A 17,338-nucleotide genomic window follows, 5' to 3' on the forward strand; every position below is an offset into this window, starting at 1 on the left:
CTGGATCCGCCGATCGTGAACATAAACACGCGCCGCACGCACGGCGCCAAGGGAATCAGATGAAAGCACTTGCCGCGATCTCCGTCGCCGCCACCCTTCTGGGCAGCGCCGCGACGGCTCATGCCGAAGGTCCCAGCCGTCTGGACAAGATCCGGGAAACCGGCGTCATCACGCTCGGCCACCCCGAGACGTCGGTGCCGTTCGCTTACCTGGACGGCAATCAGAAGCCCATTGGCTACACGGTCGAGATCTGCCAGGAAGTCGCCAAGTACGTGCAAGCCGCGCTGAAGCTGCCCAAGCTGGAAGTGCGCTACAACCCGACGACGTCGGCCACGCGCATTCCGCTGCTGGCCAACGGCACGATCGATCTGGAATGCGGCAACACCACCAACAACGAAGCGCGCCACAAGCTGGTGTCGTTCGCGCCCACGACCTTCGTGGCGCAAGTGGTGCTGGTGGCGCGCAAGGACGGCGGCGTGGACCCCAATGACCTGTCCTCGTTCCGCGGCAAGACCATCGCGGCGCAGGCCGGCGGCCAGACGTTCAAGCTGATCTCGCAACTGAATGCGCAGGGCAACCTGGGCATTTCGATGGCGCCCACAAAGGACACCGCTGAAACCATCCTGATGGTGGAATCGGGCCGCGCGGCCGGTTCGGCCAATGACGACGGCATCGCCTACGGCGCGGTCGCGTCGTCCAAGAACCCGGATGCCTTCGTGATCGGCAAGAAGGGCCTGGAAATGGCGCCCTACGGCATCATGCAGCCCAAGGACGATCCGAAGTTCAAGAAGGTCGTCGACGACGCCGTGATCGATCTCATGAAGACCGGCAAGGTTGCCGCGCTGTACGACAAGTACTTCAATTCGCCGATCCCGCCCAAGCAGATCAACCTGAAGTACCCCATGAGCGACGCGCTCAAGCGCGCGTTGGCCAACCCCACCGACTCGGGCGATCCCAAAGCCTACGAGTAAGCAGCATGCCGCGGGGCGCAGCGCGCCCCCGCGGCGCATGAAGGGGCAAGGACGCCGGCAGCGACCGGCGCCGCGATCAAGGGCGAGTGCATGAATTACAACTGGAGTTGGAGCGTCTTCCTGGAGATGTCGCCGGACGGCGTGCATACCTTCCTGGAGACGATCCTGATCGGCGTGGGCTGGACGCTTGCGCTGGCGTTGACGGCATGGGTGTTTTCGCTGCTGCTGGGATCCTGGCTGGGCGTGATGCGCACGGTGCAGTCCCGTCTGATGAACGCCATCGGCGCCACCTACGTGGAACTGTTTCGCAACGTCCCGCTGCTGGTGCAGATGTTCCTGTGGTATTTCGTGCTGCCCGAATTGCTGCCGCATGCATGGGGCCTGGCGATGAAGCAGATGCCGCAGCCGTGGGGGCAGTTCGTGCCCGCGGTGCTGTGCCTGGGCTTTTACGGTTCGGCGCGCGTGGCCGAGCAATTGCGCGCCGGCATCCAGTCGTTGCCGCGCGGCCAGTTTCAGGCGGGGACCGCCCTGGGCCTGACCGAGGCGCAGGTCTATCGCCACATCATCCTGCCCGAGGCCTATCGCATCGTGCTGCCGCCGCTGACCTCGGAGTTCATGGGCACGATCAAGTATTCGTCGGTGGCGCTGACCATCGGCCTGTTGGAGCTCACCGGACAGGCGCGGTCGATGGCGGAGTTCAGTTTCCACATCTTCGAGGCGTTTTCGGCCGCGACCGTGATTTACCTGATTCTGAACGGCATCGTCGTGCTGGGGATGCGCACGCTCGAGCGCCGCATCGCGGTGCCCGGACTGATCGGCACGGCGGCAAAGTCGCCCGCGGGATTGGGGCGCTAGCATGGGCAAATTCGATTTCGATGTCATCTGGGGCGCGCTGCCGTACCTGTTCCAGACCGGCATGACGTTCACGCTGACGCTGACCGTGCTGGCGGCGGTGATGGGGCTGGCGCTGGGCACGCTTCTGGCGATGATGCGGCTGTCGCGCTACAAGATCCTGTCGGTGCCGGCAGGCATCTACGTGAACATGATGCGGTCGATCCCGCTTCTCTTGGTGATCTTCTGGTTCTACTTCCTGATGCCGTACATAGCGGCATGGGTCGTGGGATCGCCCACGCCGCTGCGCGTAGGGGCGTTCAATTCGGCGGTGATCACGTTCACGCTGTTCGAGGCCGCGTACTTCTGCGAGATCATGCGCGCCGGCATCCAGTCCATTGCACGCGGCCAGGTGTCGGCCAGCATGGCGCTGGGCCTGAACCATTGGCAAGGCATGCGGTATGTGGTGCTGCCGCAGGCGCTGCGCAACATGGTGCCGGCGCTGCTCACGCGCGTCATCATCCTGTTCCAGGACACCTCGCTGGTCTACGTGCTGTCGCTGACCGACTTTCTGGGCGCGGCGTCCAAGATCGGCCAGCGCGACGGGCGGCTGGTCGAACTTTATCTCTTCGTGGCGGTGGTGTATTTCGTGATTTGCTTCACGGCATCGCGTCTGGTCAAGCATCTGGAAAAGCGCACGCGCGTGCTGCGCTGAGCCGTCCAGGTTATCCACAGGTTCAACGATGCAACTCTCTTCCAATCCTCCGATGATCGAGATCCGCCAGGTCAGCAAGTGGTATGGCGACTTCCAGGTGCTGGACGAATGCTCGACCACGGTGCGCCGCGGCGAGGTCGTGGTGGTGTGCGGTCCATCGGGATCGGGCAAGTCGACGCTCATCAAGACCGTGAACGCGCTCGAGCCCTTCCAGAAGGGCGAGATCGTGGTCAACGGCGTGTCCGTGGGCGATCCGCGCACGAACCTGCCCAAGCTGCGCGCCGTGGCCGGCATGGTGTTCCAGCACTTCGAGCTGTTTCCGCATCTGTCGGTGACCGAAAACCTGTGCCTGGGGCAAATCAAGGTGCTCAAGCGCGGCAAGGACGAAGCGCGCCAGCGTGCGCTTGCCCTGCTCGAGCGCGTGGGCCTGTCGGCGCACAAGGACAAGCATCCCGGCGAACTGTCGGGCGGCCAGCAGCAGCGCGTGGCGATTGCGCGCGCGCTGTCGATGGACCCGGTCGTGATGCTGTTCGATGAACCCACGTCGGCGCTGGACCCGGAGATGGTCAACGAGGTGCTGGACGTGATGACCGACCTGGCGGGCGAAGGCATGACCATGATGGTGGTGACCCACGAGATGGGATTCGCGCGCCGCGTCGCCGACCGTGTGATCTTCATGGACGGCGGCAAGATCGTCGAGGACTGCCAGAAGGAGCAGTTCTTCGGCAACGTCGAGGAACGTGCCCCGCGCACGCGCCAGTTTCTTTCCAAAATTCTGCAGCACTGAAAGCCATGACCCAGCGGACCCCCGCCGAACCTTCCCCACCGCCCGTCGACCTGCGCAGCGACACGGTCACCCACCCGACCGCGGCCATGTACGAGCGGATGCGCACCGCGCCGATCGGCGATGATGGCCTGGATGGCGACCCCACCGTGCGCGAGCTGGAAGCCTGTGTGGCGGCCAGCCTGGGCAAGGAAGCGGGCCTGTTCGTGCCCAGCTGCACGATGGCCAACCTGCTGGCCGTGCTGGCGCAGACGCAGCGCAGCGAGCAGGTGGCGCTGGAATCGACTGCCCACATGTACACGTCCGAACGCGGCGCGGCCACGTTCACGGGACTGTTCTATCAAGGCGTGCCGGGAACCGCGGGCGCGATGGACCTGAACCGGCTTGAGGACGCCCTGCTGACCGGCGGGCACCGGCTCAAGACCGCGCTGGTGGCGATGGAGACGTCCCACAACAACGCGGGCGGCACCGTGCTGCCGCTGGACCACATGCAGGCCGTGTACGGCATGGCGCGCGCGGGCGGCGTGCCGGTGCACCTGGACGGGGCGCGACTGTTCAACGCGGCCGTGGCGCTGGGCGTGCCGGCCGGTGAGATCACCCGCCATACAGATACGGTGTCGCTGTGCCTGTCCAAGGGCCTGAGCGCGCCGGTGGGCGCGGTGCTGGCCGGCAGCCAGGCGGTGGTGGCCAAGGCGCGCTCGCTGCGCCGCATGCTGGGCGGCACGCAGCGCCAATCCGGCATCATGGCCGCCGCGGGCCTGGAGGGCGTGCAGCACATGAGCGGCCGGCTGGCCGAAGACCACGTGCGGGCGCGCCGCCTGAGCGACGGCATCAACAAACTGGCCCCGGCGCTGACGGCCACGGTGCCGCAAACCAACATCGTGCAGGTCGAGACCGCGGATACCGGCATGACCAACGCGCAGTGGGTCTCGGCCCTGCAGGCGCAAGGCGTGCTGACGCGCCCCTGGGGCCGCACGCGGCTGCGTTGCGTCACGCATCGGCATATCGGCGATGCCGATATCGATGCGGCCGTCCAGGCGTTTGCCGCGGTGCTGGACGCGCGCTGATTCAGCCGGCTTTGGGGTGGGCGATGCGATAATGCCCCGCATGTCCACCCCCACTCATCTTTCCCGAAAAGACTATTTCTGCGCCCTTGCGGTGGTGGTCATCTGGGGCCTGAATTTCGTCGTCATGAAGGTCGGCATGCGGGGCCTGTCTCCCATGATGCTGGGCGCGTTGCGATTCGCGCTGGCGGCCTTCCCCCTGATCCTTTTCGTGCGCATGCCGCGGCTGCCGTGGCACTGGGTCGCGGCCTATGGGCTGGTCCAGGGGCTGGGCCAGTTTGGCCTGCTGTTTACCGCGTTGAACTTCGGCATGCCGGCGGGCATGGCCTCGCTCGTCATCCAGACCCAGGCGTTCTTCACGCTGCTGCTGGCCGCGCCGGTCCTGCATGAACGGGCGCGCCGGCATCATTGGTTCGGTCTTGGCGTGGCGGCGATGGGTCTGGCCGTCATTGCCGGGGGGCGCGGCGAAGGGCCCGGGCAGATGACGATGCTGGGCTTTGTGCTGACGCTTGGCGCCGCGTTCATGTGGGCGGTATCGAACATGATCGTGCGGCTGGCCAGCCGCAAGGCGCCCGGCTACGACCCCTTCGCATTCATTGCCTGGAGCAGCGCCGCGCCGGTGCTGCCCTTCTTGGCGCTGGCCGTGCTGATCGACGGCTGGGAGCCGGTGGTGGGCATGGTGACCGGCATCGGCTGGGGCGAGGCGCTATCGGTGCTGTACCTGGCGGTGCTGGCGACCTTGCTGGCCTACACGTTGTGGACGCAGCTGCTGTCGCGCCACCCCGCCGCAAAGGTTGCGCCGTTTTCGCTGCTGGTGCCGGTGGTGGGGCTGTGGGCCGCGTCCATGGCCTTCGGCGAGCGCCTGCAACCGCTGCAATGGCTGGGCGCTGCCTGCGTGCTGGCCGGGCTGGTCATCAACCAGGTCGGCGGACGCTGGATGCGCTCGCGCTGACGCCGTCAGCCCTTGCGCCATTGCCGTCTCGTCCGGCCGGATTACATCGTGCCGGCTAGGGCGGTGGCGATCAAAGTTGTTCGAAGCGGATGTAACGCTTATCGGTGTACTCCCGTCGCGTGATGATTTCCTCGACGGACGCGCCGGGTGGACCGCGCCGCAGCCATTCCAGCATATGGTCCACCTGGTCGGGCGTGCCCTGAACCAGCGCCTCGACCGTGCCGTCCAGCATGTTCTGCACCCAACCCTTCGCGCCCAGCATGTGGGCGCGCCGCACCGTCGCGTGCCGGTAGCCCACGCCTTGGACCGTGCCGCTGACGGTGACGTGGACGGTTTCGATATGGGAATCGGCCTTAGGGTCTTGCATGGTTTTTCCTTCGGATGATGCGCCGCCACGCACCAGATACGTAGGCGGAATCGGCTACAGCGGATGGTCTATAGGCCCGGCGGGCTTCGAAGCGATACGTTAGAGCACATGTCAAAACGTGCCAGCTTAGAAATACCCATTACCGAGAGCTTGGAGAAGCCATTATGGAAGAGACCAGTTTGTTGTCGGATGCCGAGACAGCGCGCTACAGGGATCAGGGCTACCTGGCCTTGAAGGACATGTGCCCTCAGGATGAGGTCGGCTACATCCGCAGGACGCTGCTGGACTTGTTCGCGAACAAGACGGGTTACAACGAGGGCGCGCAGTATGACTTCGTCAGCCGCGACGACCCGACCAAGCCCGCCAAGTTTCCCAGTCTGCATGATCCGCGCCATTATGCCCCGGGCCTGTTGAAGACGGTTTACCACGAACGCACGCTGGAACTGGCGCGCCAGCTGCTGGGCCCGCAGGCGGCGCTCTATGGCGAGCACGCGTTGCTCAAGCCCGGTCCGCACGGACCAGAGACGCCGTGGCATCAGGACGAAGCGTTCCGTTCTCCGGACTTCGTCTACAACGAATTGAGCATCTGGCTGGCGCTGCAGCCGGCCACCGTCGAGAACGGCTGCATGCAGTTCCTGCCGGGTTCGAACAAATGGGACGTGCTGGAGCACCGTTCGCCGGGGGGCGACAAGAGCCTGCATCCGTTGGAATGCTGCGGCGATTTTCCGCGCGAACAGGCCGTGGCCGAGCCGCTCGATCCGGGCGGCATCACGGTGCACGACGCGCGCACGCTGCACTTCACGGGGCCCAACACCTCGCAGACGCCGCGGCTGGCGTACATCCTGATCTACAACACGCCGCCGGTCTATAAGCCCGGGCGCCGCGAATTCCCGTGGCTGGAGGGCCGCTGGACCGACAGCCAGACGCGCAAGAAACAATGGCACAAGCGCGGCGGCCTGGCGGTGGACGTGATGCGCCGGCTGCCAGGCGCGCGGCTGACCAGCCCGCGCTGGGTCGCATGGGCGACCATCCGCGCGGTCACCAAGGTGTGGCCGCGCTAAGGCTGGGCGTGCAGGGACCGTAGAGTCTTTGCGCAGGGGGGCGAACGGGGCCGGCAAGCGACGCTTGCCGGCCTCGGCGCGTATACTGGGCGGCGCTGGCGCCCCCCTATCACTCCACAGACACTCCATGACCGCTAACCTTTCTACGATCACCTGCATCGAAGATTTGCGCGTCGTCGCGCAGAAGCGCGTGCCGCGCATGTTCTATGACTACGCCGATTCCGGCGCCTGGACAGAAGGCACCTACCGCGCGAATGAAAGCGACTTTCACAAGATCAAGCTGCGCCAGCGCGTGGCGGTGAACATGGAAGGCCGGTCGCTGCGCACCACGATGGTGGGCCAGGATGTGGTGATGCCGCTGGCGATTTCCCCCACCGGCCTGACCGGCATGCAGCACGCCGACGGCGAGATCCTGGCTGCCAAGGCCGCCGCCGATTTTGGCGTGCCCTTCACGCTGTCCACGATGAGCATCTGCTCGCTGGAAGACGTGGCACAGGCCACCGGCAAGCCGTTCTGGTTCCAGCTGTACGTGATGCGCGACCGCGAGTTCGTGGGCAACCTGATCGACCGCGCCAAGGCCGCCGGCTGCTCGGCGCTGGTGCTGACGCTGGACCTGCAGATCCTGGGCCAGCGCCACAAGGACATCAAGAACGGCCTGTCGACGCCGCCCAAGCCCACGCTGCGCAACCTCATCAACCTGGCGACCAAGCCGCGCTGGTGCATGGGCATGCTGGGCACCAAGCGCCGCACGTTCGGCAACATCGTCGGCCACGCCAAGGGTGTGAGCGACCTGTCGTCGCTGTCGTCCTGGACGGCCGAGCAGTTCGATCCGCGTCTGAGCTGGGACGACGTGGAATGGATCAAGCAGCGTTGGGGCGGCAAGCTCATCATCAAGGGCATTCTTGACGTCGAAGACGCGCAGCTCGCCGCCAACAGCGGCGCCGACGCGCTCATCGTCAGCAATCACGGCGGACGCCAGCTGGACGGCGCCATGTCGTCCATCGCGGCCTTGCCGGGAATCGCCGATGCCGTGGGTTCGAAGATCGAGGTGTGGATGGACGGCGGCATCCGCTCCGGCCAGGACATCCTGAAGGCGGTGGCGCTGGGCGCGCGCGGCACGATGATCGGCCGCGCGTTTCTGTACGGGCTGGGCGCCTACGGCCAGGCCGGCGTGACCCGCGTGCTGGAGATCCTGTACAAGGAAATGGACACGACGATGGCGCTGTGCGGCCGCCGCACGATCGAGCCGGGCGACCGCAGCATCCTGCTGCCGGGCACGTACCCGACCTGATTGCAGACGCGCATGACAAAAACCCGGACCGCCAGCGTGTCCGGGTTTTTTATGCGCCAATGCCGGCGGGGGCTACGCCCCGTTGCCGGTGCCCAGAAACTGGCTGGGCCGGCGCAGCGCCGGATCGAACGGATTGATCTGCGCGCCGACGGCGTCGGCCTCGCGCCGCAGCATTTCCACGATCAGCGGCAGGCGTTCATCGCTGATGCGTTCGATGGGCGCGGCCACGCTCAGCGCCGCGACCGTGACGCCGTTGGGATCGTAGACCGGCACGGCCAGCCCGGCGATATTGGGAAACACGCCCTGCCCCTGGCTGCGCGCGTAGCGCAGCTCCAGGCATTCCTTGATGCGCACGCGCATCGAGATCTCGTCCACGAAGCCCAGATGATGCAGGCGCGGAATGTTGAAGCGCATGACCTCTTCGCGCTCGGCCTCGGGCAGGCTGGCCAGCAGCACCAGGCCGCCCTGTCCCATGCCGAGCGGCACGCGCCCGCCGATGTCGCCCGTGTGCGAGCGCACCGGAAATGCGCCATCCACGCGGTCGACGCAGACGGCGTCAAAGCCGCTGCGCACCAGGAGGAAGATGGTGTCGTTGAGCATGCCGGACAGCCGCAGCATGGCGGGGCGGTACAGGGTGCGCAGGCTGGACTGGTGGGTGCCGGCGGCCGCGGCCAGCGAAAAGAAGGCGACGCTGAGCTGATACCCCTTGCTTTGCGCAGGTTGCTCCACCACGCCCTCCTGCATGAGCCCTTGCAGCACCCGATGCACCGTGGCCTGCGCCTGGCCCGTGCGGGCGGCGATATCCGTCAGGCGCAGCTTCTCGCCCTTGGCGTCGGCCAGCACGCGCAGCACCGCGAACGCCCGCTGCAGCACGCCCTGGCCTGCGGAATCCTCCGAAGCTTCTGATTTCTTCATTCTTCAGTTCCGATAATCAAAATAGTCAGATGTATTTTTATCAAGAAATTCAGTCTAACGGAATTACTAGATAAAAAATTCGATTCTTCGGAAAACCCTAATTGCCCCGCATTTTCGCGGCTCCTAGACTGCCCCCATCGATCAAGCAGCTGGGGTGAGGTCAAATCCCCCCGGCGGCGCAAGGCCCGGATGGGTCACGGGGTGTGGAACATGGCATTTCTGCGGCTGGACAACGTCTCCAAGAACTATGGCGACCTGCGTGTCGTCTCGGACCTGAACCTGTCAGTCGACAAGGGCGAGTTCGTCTCCCTGCTTGGCCCCTCCGGTTGCGGCAAGACCACCACGCTGCAGATGATTGCCGGCTTTGCCGACGTGACCTGCGGCACCATCACGCTGGACGGGCGCGACATCACGCACGCCAAGCCCAACACGCGCGGCCTGGGCATCGTCTTCCAGAGCTACGCGCTGTTCCCGCACCTGACCGTGACCGACAACGTCGCCTTCGGCCTGAAGATGCGCAAGGTCGAACGCGCCGAGCGCCAGGACCGCGTGCGCGAGGCGCTGGCGCTGGTCAAGCTGGACAAGCATGCGGACCGGTTCCCGCGCGAACTGTCGGGCGGCCAGCGGCAACGCGTGGCGCTGGCGCGCGCGCTGGTGATCCGCCCGCCCGTGCTGCTGCTGGACGAGCCGCTGTCCAACCTGGACGCCAAGCTGCGCGAGGACATGCAGTTCGAACTGCGCAGCATCCAGCGCAAGATCGGCACCACGACCGTCATGGTGACGCACGACCAGGCCGAAGCCCTGTCCATCAGCGATCGCGTCGTGGTCATGCAGGACGGCCGCGCCACGCAGGTGGACGCACCCTATCGCATGTACGAGCACCCGCAAACCGAGTTCATCTCGCGCTTCGTGGGCAAGACCAATCTGCTGGCCGGGCGCGTGACGCGCTGCGGCGCGCAGGCAGAAGTCCAGACCGGCGCGTTCAGTCTCCTGGTCGACGGCGAAGGCCTGCGCCACGGCGACAGCGTGCAGTTGTCGCTGCGGCCCGAAAAGCTGGTGCCGGTGCCGTCCGGGCAAGGCAAGCTTGCCTGTGTGGTCAACACGCGCTACTTCCTGGGCAGCCAGTGGATGTACGACCTGGATTCGCCCGTGGGGGCGCTGACCATCCTGACGCCCAACGACGGCCGCCGTCCGCACGACGACGGCGAAGCTATCGGGCTGGACTGGGCGGACGGCGTGCTGCGCGTGCTGCGCGCGCCCGCCGCGGCGGTGGCGGCGGACTGACATGGCGACGCTCACGCAACGCGGCGCTGCCGCCAGCCTGCCCAAGCCGCGCAACGACGGCCTGCTCGCCATCCTGGGATCGATCCCGCTGGCGCTCGTGTTTCTGACATTGGTGCTCACGCCGCTGGCGCTGACGTTCGTCCTGTCTTTCCGGCCGTTCGACTACGCGACCGGCATCCAGCCCGGCCACACGTTCGAGCACTACCTGGCCGTGGTCACGGACAGCTATTTCATCGAGATCTTCTGGCGCACCTTCTGGATCGCCGGCGTCACCACGCTGATCTGCGTGCTGATCGGCGCGCCCGAAGCCTACATCCTCTCGCGTATGGGCAAGCCCTGGCGCTCGATCTTCCTTCTGGTGGTGCTGTCGCCGCTGCTGATCTCGCTGGTGGTGCGCGCGTTCGGCTGGAGCATGCTGCTGGGCCCGGGCGGACCGCTGGGCAAGGCGGCCGCCGCGTTAGGGCTGGGAACGCTGCTGTACACGCCCACCGCCGTCATCATCGGCCTGGTGCACGTCATGCTGCCCTTCATGGTGATCCCCGTCTGGACGTCGCTGCAGAAGCTGGACCCCACCGTCGAGCATGCGGCGCTGTCGTTGAATGCCTCGCGCTTTCAGACGCTCACGCGCATCGTGCTGCCGCAGGCAATGCCGGGCATCCTGTCGGGCAGCCTCATCGTCTTCGGCCTGTCGGCCAGCTCGTTTGCGATTCCGGCTCTGCTGGGCGGACGTCGCCTGAAGATGGTGGCGACCGTCGTGTACGACGAGTTCCTGACCGAGCTGAACTGGCCGCTGGGCGCGGCCATCGCGATCGTGCTGCTGATCGTGAACGTGATCGTCATGATGGCGTACAACCGCGTCGTCGAACGCTCTTACCGCCGCAGCCTGGGCTGAGCCGCGCAAGGAATCGAACATGCAGAAGAACGGTCCTTTCGCGCTGGCGTTCAACTTCCTGGTGGTGGCTTTCGTGCTGGCGCCGCTGGTCATCGTGTGCCTGGTGGCGTTCACGCCGGACTCGACGCTTACCGTGCCCACCACAAGCTTCTCGCTGCGCTGGTTTTACGCGGTATTCGAGCATCCCAACTTCATGCAGGCGTTCAAGAACAGCCTGTGGCTCGCATTCCTGTCGGCCAGCATTGCCGTGTGCCTGGCCGTGCCCGCGGCCATCGCCATCACGCGCTACCGCTTTCCGGGGCGTGACGTGCTCAACGGGCTGTTCCTGTCGCCGCTGATGATTCCCCACCTGGTGCTGGGCGTGGCGCTGTTGCGTTTCTTTGCGCTGATGGGCATGGCCGGCAGCTTTCCGTGGCTGGTCGCCAGCCACGTGGTCGTCATCACGCCTTACGTGATGCGCCTGGTGATCGGCGCGCTCGTCGGCTTTGACCGGTCCATCGAGCACGCGGCGCTGTCGCTGGGCGCCAGCCGCGCCAAGGTGTTCTTCCTGGTCACGTTGCCGCTCATCATCCCCGGCGTCTCTGGCGGCTGGCTGCTGGCATTCATCAACAGCTTCGACGAACTGACCATGTCGGTGTTCATCACGGCGCCGTCGACCATCACGCTGCCGGTGCGCATGTACATGTACGCCACAGAATCCATCGATCCCATGATGGCTGCCGTGTCCGCGCTGGTGATCGCGCTGACGGCCGTGACCATGCTGCTGCTGGACCGGGTGTACGGACTGGACCGCGTCCTGGTGGGCCAGAAATGAAATCGCTTCCGACAGCCGCAAAGGAGCCGCGCGCGCCATGGCAATTTTGAAACGCCTGGCCGAGACGAGCCGGCCCGCGTTGACCTTCACGTTCGACGGACAGCCCTGCACGGCGCTTGCCGGCGACACGGTCCTGACCGCCGTCCTGACGCAGGGCGAGCGCCTGCGCGTCTCGGAATTCGGGGGCGGCCCGCGCGCCGGCTTCTGCATGATGGGCGCCTGCCAGGACTGCTGGGTGCAGCTTGAAAACGGCGAGCGCGTGCGCGCCTGTTCCACGTATATCGAGCCCGGCATGCGGCTGCAGAGCGCCGCGCTGGCGCCGGCAGCCGCGCCCGGCACGCTGTCGGCCGCCGCCTGGCCTGAGGACGGCACGCCATGACCGCTGTGATGCCCGTAATCGTCGGTGCGGGTCCGGCCGGCATCCGCGCGGCCCAGACGCTGGCCGCGCAAGGCCTGCGGCCCGTGATCCTGGACGAAGGCCTGCGGCCAGGCGGCCAGATCTACCGGCAGCCGCCGCCCGGCTTCTCGCGGCCCAAATCCGCGCTGTACGGCTTCGAACACCGCAAGGCCGACGCCGTGCACCGGACCATGCAGGCGTTGCAGGGCAGTGTGGAATACCGCCCCGGCTGTCTCGTCTGGAACGCCGAGGGCAGGACGCTGGACGTGCTGCGCGACGGTGTCAGCACCACCGTGCCCTACACCCACCTCATCCTCGCCACCGGCGCCACCGACCGCGTGCTGCCGTTTCCCGGCTGGCTGACGCCCGGCGTCTACACGCTGGGCGGATCGCAGGTGGCGCTCAAGCACCAGGGATGCACCATCGGTTCGCGCGTCGCGTTCATGGGCACGGGCCCCCTGCTGTATCTGGTGGCCTACCAGTACGCCAAGGCGGGCGCGCAAGTCGCCGCCGTCCTGGACACGTCCCGCTTTGCCGACCGCGCCGCCGCGCTGCCCGGCATGCTGCGCGCGCCCACCCTGCTGGCCAAGGGCCTTTACTACATGGCGTGGCTGCGCGCGCACGGCGTGCCGCTGCGCAGCGGCGTGCGGCCCGTGGCCGTCGCGGGCACGGGCCGTGTCACGGGTCTGTCGTACCGGCAGGGTGAACGCACGCACACGCTGGATTGCGATGCGGTCGGCTTTGGCCTGTCGCTGCGGCCCGAAACCCAGCTTGCCAGCCTGATCGGCTGCGACTTTGAATTCAACGAATGCGACCGCAACTGGATCCCGCGGCGGGACGCCGCCGGCCGCAGCAGCGTGGCGGGTGTCTACGTCGCCGGTGACGGCGCGGGCATTGGCGGCGCCGACGCCGCGGAACTGGCGGGCGAACGCGCGGCGCTGGCGCTGCTTGAAGACACCGGGCATCCGCACGACACGCGCCGCGCGCGTGTGCTGGAATCGCAACTGGCGGCCAACGGCCGCGTGCGCGATGCGCTGGAGCGCGCCTTCCCCTTTCCAGAGGACTGGGCCGCCGGCATCGCCGACGACACCGTCGTCTGCCGCTGCGAGGAAGTCACCGCCGGCGCCATCCGCCAGGCCGTGCACCAGAACGGCGTGCGCGAAATGAATCGCCTGAAAGCGCTGACGCGCGTCGGCATGGGCCGTTGCCAGGGCCGCATGTGCGGCGTTGCCGGCGCGGAAGTCCTGGCCCACGCCGTGGGCTGCGCGCCGCGCGCCGTGGGCCGGCTGCGCAACCAGCCGCCGGTCAAACCCATCCCGGTCAACGTGGTGTGCCTGGAACGGCCCGCTAAAAGGGCCGCATGATGGAGGCCGCATGATGGAACGCATCGACACCGAAGTCGCGATCATCGGCGGCGGCATCGTCGGCGGCAGCGCCGCGCTGTTCCTGCGCCGCCAGGGCGTGCCCGTGGTGCTGCTGGAAGCGGCGCTGTGCGGTGCCAAGGCCAGCGGCGTCAACTACGGCGGCGTGCGGCGGCAGGGCCGCGGCGTTGAACAACTGCCGCTCGCGCGGCGCGCGCACGAATTGTGGGGCAAGCTGCCCGAGCTGATCGGCATCGACGGCGAGTACGTGCGCTCCGGACATTTGAAGCTTGCCTGCTCCGACGCCGACCTGGCGTTGCTGCAGGCCTATCGCGAGAGCACGCGCGGCTTCGGCATGGATCTTGAAATCCTGGACCGCCGCGCGCTGGCGCGGCGCTTCGGCTGGCTGGGCCAGGGCGTGGTGGGCGGCTCGTTCTGCCCGCAGGACGGCCACGCCAACCCTCGGCTCGTGTCCCCGGCCTTCGGGCGTGCCGCGGCCGCGCTGGGGGCCGACGTGCGCGAAGGCGTGCGAGTCACATCAGCCACGCACGACGGCACGCGTTTCATCGTGCGCGCCGGCGACACGCTTGAAGTGCGCGCGCGCGTACTGCTCAATTGCGCGGGCGCCTGGGCTGGCCGCTTCGCCGAAGGCTTTGGCGAACCCGTACCCGAAACCTCCATTCATCCCTTGATGATGGTGACCGAACCCCTGCCGCTGTTCATGGATGTCAGCCTGGGTATGCAGGGCGGCGGCATCTACGCGCGCCAGGTCGCGCGCGGCAACTGCGTCATCGGCGGCGGGCGCGGCGTCTCGGCAGACCCTGACCACGCCCGCCCGGGGCGCGACAACCTTGGCACGCTGATGGCCAATGCCGCAACGCTGTTGCCCGTGCTGCGCGGCGCCCAGGTCATCCGCTTCTGGACGGGAGTGGAAGGCAACATGCCCGACCACAATCCCGTGCTCGGACCCAGCGCCACCGTGCCCGGTCTCTTTCATGCCTTCGGCCTGTCCGGCGCGGGCTTTCAGATCGGTCCGGCCATCGGCGAAGTCCTGTCCGAACTGGTCGTGCACGGCCGATCCTCCATTCCCATCGATGCCTTCCGCATTGAACGGTACGCGCCCGCCGCTCACGGCGCCGCGGCCCGGCCTGAGAGTCTTCGTGAGCAAACGCTGGAGTCACCATGATGCACAAGAAACAGGGCGCGCAGCGCCTGACCAAGGGGAAGCGCCTGTTGGGCGCGGCGGTGCTGGCATTGCTGTCCGCCGGCGCAATGGCGCAGCAAAAGACGTTGTACGTCGGCATGAACGGCGGCGACATGGAACGCGCCTTCACGCAGCACGTGTTCCCCGACTTCGAGAAGGCCAACAACGTCAAGATCGTCGTCGTGCCCGGCACCTCGACCGACGTGCTGGCCAAGGCACAGGCCTACAAGGACAACCCGCAGATGCACGTCATGTTCCTGGATGACGGCATCATGGCCCGCGCGATCTCGATGGGCCTGTGCGAACAGCTCAACGACGACCCCGTCCTGAAAGAGCTGTATCCCACCGCCCTGATGAAAGACCGCATGGCCGCCGGCATCGACATCGGCATGACCGGCCTGGGCTACAACACCCGCCTCTTCCAGAAGAACGGCTGGACGCCGCCGACCTCGTGGCTGGACCTGGCCGATCCCAAGTACAAGGGCAAGGTCGTCTTCCAGTCCGCCTCCGGCAGCACCTTCGGCCTGCATGGCTTTCTGATGTTCAACCGCATCGAAGGCGGCACCGACCAGAACTACGAGCCCGGCTTCAAGAAGTGGCCCTCCACCATCGGCCCCAACGTGCTCGAGTACATCCCCAACTCCGCCAAGCTGGCCGAGATGATCCAGTCCGACGAGGCCGCCATCTTCCCGCTCACCCCCACCGCCATCGCCCGCCTGAAAAAGCGCGACATCCCGGTGGAATACGCCCAGCCCAAGGAAGGCTCCGTCATCCTGATGGTCGGCGAATGCGTCATCGCCAAGAACAGCGAACCCGAACTCGCGCAAAAGCTCGCGCTGTACCTCTTGTCCACCAAGGCCCAGGCCAAGGCGCTGGAAATGGGCGGCCACTTCCCGTCCAACAAGAACGTCCAGGCGTCCGCCGACAACGCCGAGACGCTCAAGCGCTTCCAAGGCTACATGGCCAACGCTAAGATCCTGGACTGGGACCAGATCAACGCGGCCCGGCCCGCCTTCAACGCCCGCTGGAACCGTACGGTCGAACGTTGAGGTCAACGCGCGCATGCCTGTGGACAACCCGCAGGCGCGCCGCGCCGGCCTTCCAGCAGCAAGGACACGCATGCGCCTCATCATCAATTCCGGCGGCCCCCAGGCGACAGAAGAATGGCGCGCGCATTTCCGCGCGTTCGCGCCGGAACTGGACGTTGTCGGCTGGCACGAAGACCCCGACCCCGCCACCATCGACTACGCCCTCGTCTGGGCCCCCGACGCCGGCCGCCTGGCCACCTTCCCCAACCTGAAACTCATCGTCAGCGCCGGCGCCGGCGTCGACCACATCCTCGCCGACCCCGCCCTGCCGCGCCACCTGCCCATCGCCCGCATGGTCACCGCGCGCACGCAGACCGAAATGGCCGAGTACGTGCTCACCAGCGCGCTCATGATCACGCGCAACGTCAAACGCATCACCGACAACCAGGCCCGCCGCCACTGGGAATTCTTCGACTCCCTGCGCGTCGCCGCCGACGTGCGCGTCGGCATCATGGGCCTGGGCCACCTTGGCGTCGCCTCAGCGCAACTCCTGTCCCGCGCGGGCTTTCCCGTCAGCGGCTGGTCGCGCGGCGCCAGCAGGCTCCCCGGCATGCCGTCCTACGCAGGCCAGGCCCAGTTCGCCGACTTCCTCGCCAACACCGACCTCCTCGTCTGCCTCCTGCCCGCCACCGAAACGACGCGCGGCATCCTCAACCGCACGACGCTCTCCCAGCTCCCAAAAGGCGCCAGCCTCATCAACGCCGGCCGCGGCGCCCACATGGTCACCCAGGACATCCTGGACGCGCTGGACAGCGGCCATCTGGATCAAGCCATCCTGGACGTCTTCGAACAAGAACCCTTGCAAGAAGACTCCCCGCTGTGGACCCACCCAAAAATCACCATCACCCCCCACTGCGCGGCAATCCCCGACCGCAAGGAACGAGCGCGTCACACCGCGCTGCTGATCGCAGCCAATGAGCGTGGCGAAGCGCTGCCCAACATCTACGACCCGCAGCGCGGCTACTGACACTGCGCAGCCCACAGCAATCCAGAGCGAAGCGCGCAGCGCCATCGTATGACGCAAGACACTGCGTAAGCGCCACCAGGCCGCCCGCGCGGCCGCCGTGGCGCGGGCCCCGCAAGACCTTCCGCCACCTCCCACCGCTTGCCAGAACGCCAAGCAAACAACTCGCCCCGGCAATGCCGGAACCCGAAGCACCCGAGCACGGCGTGGCGGTGGCCTTGGGGCGCGGGGCGTGTAGATGCGCCCGAGGGAATCGGAAGGCAGTCGCCGGAGGCGACAACGACGATGACGAAGGGGCAGTCCGGAGCGAAGGCTCCGGACCGCAATCGTAGCCCCGCGTCCCAAGGCCGCCGCCGCGCCGTGCGCCAAAAGAAATCAATCCG

At 66.8% G+C, this 17,338-nt stretch carries 18 protein-coding genes; 16 read left to right on the plus strand and 2 right to left on the minus strand.

The genetic code is table 11. The features are described from left to right. The first annotated feature begins 59 nt into the window (after window positions 1-59). From HV786_RS12270 to HV786_RS12295, 6 genes are all read left to right on the plus strand, one after another. Complete coding sequence (locus tag HV786_RS12270) at window positions 60-971, plus strand: amino acid ABC transporter substrate-binding protein (protein WP_056327647.1); 912 nt, start codon at window positions 60-62, stop codon at window positions 969-971. A gap of 90 nt (window positions 972-1,061) precedes the next feature. Further along, on the plus strand, window positions 1,062-1,826 hold the full coding sequence (locus HV786_RS12275; protein ID WP_128829680.1) for an amino acid ABC transporter permease: 765 nt from the start codon (window positions 1,062-1,064) through the stop codon (window positions 1,824-1,826). A gap of 1 nt (window position 1,827) precedes the next feature. Next, window positions 1,828-2,517: an amino acid ABC transporter permease gene (locus HV786_RS12280; RefSeq protein ID WP_128829681.1), complete on the plus strand. Its 690-nt coding sequence runs from the start codon at window positions 1,828-1,830 to the stop codon at window positions 2,515-2,517. 52 nt (window positions 2,518-2,569) lie between these two features. After that, a complete protein-coding gene (locus HV786_RS12285; RefSeq protein ID WP_056327650.1) occupies window positions 2,570-3,304 on the plus strand; it encodes an amino acid ABC transporter ATP-binding protein in 735 nt (244 codons plus the stop codon). A gap of 5 nt (window positions 3,305-3,309) precedes the next feature. Continuing rightward, window positions 3,310-4,368 carry a threonine aldolase family protein gene (locus HV786_RS12290; RefSeq protein WP_175210970.1) on the plus strand — a complete coding sequence of 353 codons (1,059 nt, stop codon included), beginning with the start codon at window positions 3,310-3,312 and terminating at the stop codon, window positions 4,366-4,368. A 40-nt stretch (window positions 4,369-4,408) separates the two neighbouring features. Next, on the plus strand, window positions 4,409-5,317 hold the full coding sequence (locus HV786_RS12295) for an EamA family transporter (RefSeq protein ID WP_056327652.1): 909 nt from the start codon (window positions 4,409-4,411) through the stop codon (window positions 5,315-5,317). Between the two features lie 70 nt (window positions 5,318-5,387). On the opposite strand, the gene HV786_RS12300 is transcribed toward HV786_RS12295, so the two are convergent. Beyond that, window positions 5,388-5,684 carry an acylphosphatase gene (locus HV786_RS12300; protein WP_128829682.1) on the minus strand — a complete coding sequence of 99 codons (297 nt, stop codon included), beginning with the start codon at window positions 5,682-5,684 and terminating at the stop codon, window positions 5,388-5,390. Between the two features lie 164 nt (window positions 5,685-5,848). Between HV786_RS12300 and HV786_RS12305 the strand changes: the two genes are divergently transcribed. Both HV786_RS12305 and HV786_RS12310 read left to right on the plus strand, forming a co-directional pair. Further along, the gene (locus HV786_RS12305; RefSeq protein WP_128829683.1) at window positions 5,849-6,745 is read left to right on the plus strand and encodes a phytanoyl-CoA dioxygenase family protein; all 897 of its coding nucleotides are present in this window, start codon (window positions 5,849-5,851) and stop codon (window positions 6,743-6,745) included. Between the two features lie 127 nt (window positions 6,746-6,872). Then, a complete protein-coding gene (locus tag HV786_RS12310; protein ID WP_128829684.1) occupies window positions 6,873-8,036 on the plus strand; it encodes an alpha-hydroxy acid oxidase in 1,164 nt (387 codons plus the stop codon). Between the two features lie 72 nt (window positions 8,037-8,108). On the opposite strand, the gene HV786_RS12315 is transcribed toward HV786_RS12310, so the two are convergent. After that, window positions 8,109-8,951: an IclR family transcriptional regulator gene (locus HV786_RS12315; protein ID WP_128829685.1), complete on the minus strand. Its 843-nt coding sequence runs from the start codon at window positions 8,949-8,951 to the stop codon at window positions 8,109-8,111. Between the two features lie 210 nt (window positions 8,952-9,161). Between HV786_RS12315 and HV786_RS12320 the strand changes: the two genes are divergently transcribed. The 8 genes from HV786_RS12320 to HV786_RS12355 all read left to right on the plus strand — a co-directional run bounded on the left by HV786_RS12320 (window position 9,162) and on the right by HV786_RS12355 (window position 16,958). Continuing rightward, the gene (locus HV786_RS12320; protein WP_108006291.1) at window positions 9,162-10,235 is read left to right on the plus strand and encodes an ABC transporter ATP-binding protein; all 1,074 of its coding nucleotides are present in this window, start codon (window positions 9,162-9,164) and stop codon (window positions 10,233-10,235) included. Between the two features lies 1 nt (window position 10,236). After that, complete coding sequence (locus tag HV786_RS12325; RefSeq protein ID WP_128829686.1) at window positions 10,237-11,127, plus strand: ABC transporter permease; 891 nt, start codon at window positions 10,237-10,239, stop codon at window positions 11,125-11,127. Window positions 11,128-11,146: 19 nt separating this feature from the next. Further along, complete coding sequence (locus HV786_RS12330) at window positions 11,147-11,941, plus strand: ABC transporter permease (protein ID WP_128829687.1); 795 nt, start codon at window positions 11,147-11,149, stop codon at window positions 11,939-11,941. A 37-nt stretch (window positions 11,942-11,978) separates the two neighbouring features. After that, complete coding sequence (locus HV786_RS12335) at window positions 11,979-12,320, plus strand: (2Fe-2S)-binding protein (RefSeq protein WP_175210973.1); 342 nt, start codon at window positions 11,979-11,981, stop codon at window positions 12,318-12,320. Continuing rightward, window positions 12,317-13,702: an FAD/NAD(P)-dependent oxidoreductase gene (locus HV786_RS12340; RefSeq protein ID WP_175210975.1), complete on the plus strand. Its 1,386-nt coding sequence runs from the start codon at window positions 12,317-12,319 to the stop codon at window positions 13,700-13,702. The genes HV786_RS12335 and HV786_RS12340 overlap by 4 nt, the downstream gene beginning before the upstream one ends. Window positions 13,703-13,712: 10 nt before the next feature. Further along, on the plus strand, window positions 13,713-14,885 hold the full coding sequence (locus HV786_RS12345) for an NAD(P)/FAD-dependent oxidoreductase (protein WP_175210976.1): 1,173 nt from the start codon (window positions 13,713-13,715) through the stop codon (window positions 14,883-14,885). Continuing rightward, on the plus strand, window positions 14,882-15,952 hold the full coding sequence (locus HV786_RS12350; protein WP_175210978.1) for an ABC transporter substrate-binding protein: 1,071 nt from the start codon (window positions 14,882-14,884) through the stop codon (window positions 15,950-15,952). The genes HV786_RS12345 and HV786_RS12350 overlap by 4 nt, the downstream gene beginning before the upstream one ends. Window positions 15,953-16,022: 70 nt before the next feature. Further along, window positions 16,023-16,958, plus strand: coding sequence for a 2-hydroxyacid dehydrogenase (locus HV786_RS12355; protein WP_175210980.1), 936 nt, complete (start codon window positions 16,023-16,025; stop codon window positions 16,956-16,958). The last annotated feature ends 380 nt before the right edge of the window (window positions 16,959-17,338 follow it).

Source organism: Achromobacter mucicolens, from assembly GCF_902859725.1.
In the GTDB taxonomy this organism is placed as follows: domain Bacteria; phylum Pseudomonadota; class Gammaproteobacteria; order Burkholderiales; family Burkholderiaceae_B; genus Achromobacter; species Achromobacter mucicolens.

Coding starts and splice junctions, on each gene's coding strand:
- HV786_RS12270 (WP_056327647.1), top strand. CDS start 60: ATGAAAGCACTTGCCGCGATCTCCGTCGCCGCCACCCTTCTGGGCAGC.
- HV786_RS12275 (WP_128829680.1), top strand. CDS start 1,062: ATGAATTACAACTGGAGTTGGAGCGTCTTCCTGGAGATGTCGCCGGAC.
- HV786_RS12280 (WP_128829681.1), top strand. CDS start 1,828: ATGGGCAAATTCGATTTCGATGTCATCTGGGGCGCGCTGCCGTACCTG.
- HV786_RS12285 (WP_056327650.1), top strand. CDS start 2,570: ATGATCGAGATCCGCCAGGTCAGCAAGTGGTATGGCGACTTCCAGGTG.
- HV786_RS12290 (WP_175210970.1), top strand. CDS start 3,310: ATGACCCAGCGGACCCCCGCCGAACCTTCCCCACCGCCCGTCGACCTG.
- HV786_RS12295 (WP_056327652.1), top strand. CDS start 4,409: ATGTCCACCCCCACTCATCTTTCCCGAAAAGACTATTTCTGCGCCCTT.
- HV786_RS12300 (WP_128829682.1), bottom strand. CDS start 5,684: ATGCAAGACCCTAAGGCCGATTCCCATATCGAAACCGTCCACGTCACC.
- HV786_RS12305 (WP_128829683.1), top strand. CDS start 5,849: ATGGAAGAGACCAGTTTGTTGTCGGATGCCGAGACAGCGCGCTACAGG.
- HV786_RS12310 (WP_128829684.1), top strand. CDS start 6,873: ATGACCGCTAACCTTTCTACGATCACCTGCATCGAAGATTTGCGCGTC.
- HV786_RS12315 (WP_128829685.1), bottom strand. CDS start 8,951: ATGAAGAAATCAGAAGCTTCGGAGGATTCCGCAGGCCAGGGCGTGCTG.
- HV786_RS12320 (WP_108006291.1), top strand. CDS start 9,162: ATGGCATTTCTGCGGCTGGACAACGTCTCCAAGAACTATGGCGACCTG.
- HV786_RS12325 (WP_128829686.1), top strand. CDS start 10,237: ATGGCGACGCTCACGCAACGCGGCGCTGCCGCCAGCCTGCCCAAGCCG.
- HV786_RS12330 (WP_128829687.1), top strand. CDS start 11,147: ATGCAGAAGAACGGTCCTTTCGCGCTGGCGTTCAACTTCCTGGTGGTG.
- HV786_RS12335 (WP_175210973.1), top strand. CDS start 11,979: ATGGCAATTTTGAAACGCCTGGCCGAGACGAGCCGGCCCGCGTTGACC.
- HV786_RS12340 (WP_175210975.1), top strand. CDS start 12,317: ATGACCGCTGTGATGCCCGTAATCGTCGGTGCGGGTCCGGCCGGCATC.
- HV786_RS12345 (WP_175210976.1), top strand. CDS start 13,713: ATGATGGAACGCATCGACACCGAAGTCGCGATCATCGGCGGCGGCATC.
- HV786_RS12350 (WP_175210978.1), top strand. CDS start 14,882: ATGATGCACAAGAAACAGGGCGCGCAGCGCCTGACCAAGGGGAAGCGC.
- HV786_RS12355 (WP_175210980.1), top strand. CDS start 16,023: ATGCGCCTCATCATCAATTCCGGCGGCCCCCAGGCGACAGAAGAATGG.